The organism is Ruegeria faecimaris (genome assembly GCF_900182615.1).
GTDB lineage: Bacteria > Pseudomonadota > Alphaproteobacteria > Rhodobacterales > Rhodobacteraceae > Ruegeria > Ruegeria faecimaris.
Genome location: NZ_FXTE01000032.1, coordinates 1 through 4,373, shown reverse-complemented (window position 1 = coordinate 4,373; position 4,373 = coordinate 1). Strand labels below are relative to the sequence as shown.

The 4,373-nt window shown below is 62.5% G+C and carries 3 protein-coding genes; all 3 read left to right on the top strand.

The genetic code is table 11. From position 1 onward, the window contains the following. Window positions 1–1,081 (top strand): glycine cleavage system aminomethyltransferase GcvT (gcvT, locus tag FN806_RS20310; RefSeq protein ID WP_142640420.1); only part of this gene is annotated, 1,081 nt, incomplete at its 5' end. An 18-nt stretch (window positions 1,082–1,099) separates the two neighbouring features. Next, on the top strand, window positions 1,100–1,465 hold the full coding sequence (gene gcvH / locus FN806_RS20305) for a glycine cleavage system protein GcvH (protein WP_142640419.1): 366 nt from the start codon (window positions 1,100–1,102) through the stop codon (window positions 1,463–1,465). A 113-nt stretch (window positions 1,466–1,578) separates the two neighbouring features. Next, the coding region (gene gcvP, locus FN806_RS20300; protein ID WP_142640418.1) for an aminomethyl-transferring glycine dehydrogenase at window positions 1,579–4,373 on the top strand (2,795 nt) is incomplete at its 3' end.

Below are 4,373 nucleotides of genomic sequence, written 5' to 3'. Positions count from 1 at the left end.
GCGCACGCCTTTGCATGGTTTGCATGTTGAGTTGGGTGGGAAGTTGGTTGATTTTGCGGGCTGGGAGATGCCTGTTCAGTATCCCTTGGGGATTATGGGTGAGCATGCGCAGTGTCGTGAGAATGCGGCGGTGTTTGATGTGTCTCATATGGGTCAGGTGATCCTGCGGGGTGAGGATGTTGGTGCCAAGCTTGAGGCTCTGTGCCCGCAGGCCTATGCGACATTGAAGCCTGGCAAGGCGCGGTATGGATTTTTCACCAATTCGGATGGCGGGATCATGGATGATCTGATCGTGTCGAATGCGGGGGATCACTTCTTTGTGGTGGTGAACGCGGCGCTGCGTCATCAGGATATTCCGCATATGCGCGCCAATCTGGACGGGGTTGAGGTGATCGAGATCTTTGACCGCGCGCTTGTTGCGGTGCAGGGACCGAAGGCCGAGGATGTGGTGGGTGCGCTTTGCCCTGCGGCGCGGGATCTGAAGTTCATGGAAACTGTTGTTGCCGACATCCTGGGGGCCGAATGCCGGATCTCGCGTCTGGGCTATACCGGCGAGGACGGGTACGAGATCTCGATCCCCGAGGACCGCGCGATTGAAATCACCAAGGCCTTCCTGGCGCATGAGGATTGCGAGGCGGCGGGCTTGGGCGCGCGCGACAGCCTGCGGCTGGAGGCGGGGCTGTGCCTGTATGGCAATGACATCGACCAGGGCACCTCGCCGATCGAGGCCAGCCTGGGTTGGGCGATCCAGAAACGCCGCAAGGAAGAGGGCGGATTCCCGGGGGCCGACCGCATTCAAAAAGAACTGGCCGAGGGTCCCGCGCGCAAGCTGGTGGGCATCAAGCCGGAAGGCCGGGCACCGGCGCGTCAGGGCGTGGACATTCAGTGCGCGCAGGGCAATACAATCGGCCAGATCACCTCGGGCGGGTTTGGCCCGACGGTCGGTGGACCTGTGGCGATGGGCTATGTGGCGGCGGATCATGCCGAACCGGGCACGGCGGTGAACCTGATCATCCGGGGCAAGCCGCAACCGGCACAGATTGTGGCCACCCCCTTTGTCACCCAGAATTACAAGCGTTGAAGTCAGGAGAGAGACAACATGGCAACCTATTATTCCGAAGAGCACGAATGGCTGACCGTCGAGGGCGACACCGCGACGCTGGGCATCACCAAACACGCGGCTGAACAGCTGGGCGACGTGGTGTTCGTGGAACAGCAGGAAGCAGGCGACGAGTTCGAGAAGGGTGGCGAGATTGGCGTGATCGAATCCGTCAAGGCGGCGTCCGAGCTTTATGCGCCGGTTGATGGCGAGATCGTCGAGGTCAACGAGGCGCTGGCCGACAATCCGGGCGCGCTGAACGACGACCCCGAGGGCGAGGCCTGGATTTACAAGATCAAGATCACGGATGCGTCGCAGCTGGAAGATCTGATGGATGAGGCCGGCTACAAGGCCTTCATCGGGTAACTTCAATTCCGGGGCCCTGAAACCGGGCCCCGGGCTTCATCTTTTTCCAAATACTCCCGCCGGAGGCATCTGCCAGAGCGGCTGGGCGAGACATTCCTTGAGGAGCGCTACACATGGCCTTCAAACTCACCGATTACGAAGCCTATGACTTTGCCAACCGTCGCCATATCGGGCCCAGCCCGACCGAGATGCGCGACATGCTCAAGGTGATCGGCTTCACGACGCTGGATCAGCTGATTGACGCCACCGTCCCCCCTGCGATCCGGCAGAAGGAAGCGCTGGACTGGGGTCCGGCGATGACCGAGCGCGATGCGCTGTTCCACATGAAAGAGGTGGCGAGCAAGAACAAGGTTCTGACCTCGCTGATTGGTCAGGGCTATTACGGCACCACCACGCCTGCGCCGATCCTGCGCAATATCCTGGAAAACCCGGCCTGGTACACGGCGTACACGCCTTATCAGCCCGAGATCAGCCAGGGCCGGCTTGAGGCGCTGCTGAACTTCCAGACCATGGTCAGCGATCTGACCGGGCTGGACGTGGCCAACGCATCCCTGCTGGACGAAGCAACCGCTGCTGCCGAGGCGATGGCGATGGCCAAGCGCGGTGGCCGGTCCAAGGCCAATAACGCGGCTTTCTTCGTCGATAAAAACTGCCACCCGCAGACCATTGCGGTGATCAAAACCCGCGCCGAGCCTCTGGGCATCGACGTACAGGTGGCTGATCCGGATATGATGGACGCGGGCGCGGTGTTTGGCGCGATCTTCCAGTATCCCGGCACGCATGGACATGTGCGCGACTTCACCGCCGAGATCGCGGCGCTGCATGAACATAAAGCCATTGCCATCGTTGCAGCGGACATCCTGTCGCTGGCGCTGCTGAAGTCACCGGGCGAGATGGGCGCGGATATTGCCATCGGCTCGACCCAGCGCTTTGGCGTGCCGATGGGCTATGGTGGCCCGCACGCAGCCTATATGGCGACCAGTGACAAGCTGAAGCGGTCGATGCCCGGCCGGATCATCGGCGTGTCGATCGACGCGCGCGGCAACAAGGCTTACCGCCTGGCCCTGCAGACCCGCGAGCAACACATTCGCCGCGAAAAAGCCAACTCGAATGTCTGCACCGCACAGGCGCTGCTGGCCGTCATTGCCTCGATGTATGCCGTGTATCACGGCCCCGATGGCATCAAAGCCATCGCGCAATCGGTGCACCGCAAGACCTCGCGTCTGGCCGCCGGTCTGGAAGAGGCGGGCTTTGCCGTCGAGCCGGAGGTGTTCTTCGACACCATCACGGTCGAGGTCGGCCACCTGCAGAATGTCGTGATGGAGGCCGCCGTGGCCCGCGGTGTCAACCTGCGCAAGGTGGGTGAGACGAAAGTGGGCATCAGCCTGGACGAACAGACCCGCCCCGAGACCATCGAGGCCGTCTGGGGTGCCTTCGGCATCGATCGCAAGGATGACAGCTCGAACAAGCTCTATCGCCTGCCCGATTACGCGCTGCGCGAAAGCGCCTATCTGACCCACGAGATCTTCCACAAAAACCGGGCCGAGGCCGAGATCACGCGCTATATGCGCCGTCTGGCCGACCGCGACCTGGCGCTGGACCGGGCAATGATCCCGCTGGGGTCCTGCACCATGAAGCTGAACGCCACGATCGAGATGATCCCGGTCACCTGGCCCGAGTTCGGCAATCTGCACCCGTTCTGCCCCGAAGATCAGGCACAGGGCTATCACGAGATGATTGCCGATCTGAACGACAAGCTGTGCCAGATCACCGGCTATGACGCGATCTCGCAGCAGCCCAACTCGGGCGCGCAGGGCGAGTACGCAGGCCTGCTGACCATCCGCAACTATCACGCCGCGCGGGGTGAGGCGCATCGCAATGTCTGCCTGATCCCCACTTCGGCCCATGGCACCAACCCGGCCTCGGCCCAGATGGTGGGCTATCAGGTGGTGCCGGTGCAAGCGGATGAGAAGGGCAACATTGATGTCGCCGATTTCCGCGCCAAGGCGGAAAAGCATTCCGACCATCTGGCCGCCTGCATGATCACCTATCCGTCGACCCATGGCGTGTTCGAGACCACTGTCCAGGAGGTCTGCCAGATCACCCATGATCACGGCGGTCAGGTCTATATCGACGGCGCCAACATGAACGCCATGGTCGGCCTGTCGCGCCCCGGTGATATCGGCGGCGATGTCAGCCACCTGAACCTGCACAAGACCTTCTGCATCCCGCATGGCGGTGGCGGCCCCGGCATGGGTCCGATCGGCGTCAAGGCGCATCTGGAGGAACACCTGCCCGGCCACCCGGAATACGGCACCGCCGTCGGTCCGGTCTCGGCGGCACCGTTTGGGTCTCCGTCGATCCTGCCGGTCAGTTGGGCCTATGTGCTGCTGATGGGCGGTGCGGGTCTGACCCAGGCCACGAAAGTGGCGATCCTGAACGCCAACTATATCGCGGCCCGGCTGCAGGACGCCTATCCGATCCTGTACACCTCGGAAACAGGCCGAGTGGCGCATGAATGTATCCTTGACACCCGTCCTTTGGATGAGGCGGCCCATGTCAGCGTCGACGATGTGGCCAAACGTCTGGTCGATTCAGGCTTCCACGCGCCGACCATGTCCTGGCCGGTGGCCGGAACCCTGATGGTCGAGCCCACCGAGTCGGAACCCAAGGACGAGCTGGATCGCTTCTGCGACGCCATGCTGTCCATCCGGGCCGAGGCGCAGGACATCATCGACGGCAAGATCGATGCGGAGAACAACCCGCTGAAAAACGCCCCCCATACGGTGCGCGATCTGGTCGGCGACTGGGACCGCCCCTACACCCGCGAACAGGCCTGCTTCCCCCCGGGCTCCATGGGCGTCGACAAATACTGGTCCCCCGTAAACCGCGTCGACAACGCATACGG

What these genes read in the sequence shown, in the direction of transcription:
- gcvH (WP_142640419.1), top strand. Translation starts at nt 1,100, where the DNA reads ATGGCAACCTATTATTCCGAAGAGCACGAATGGCTGACCGTCGAGGGC.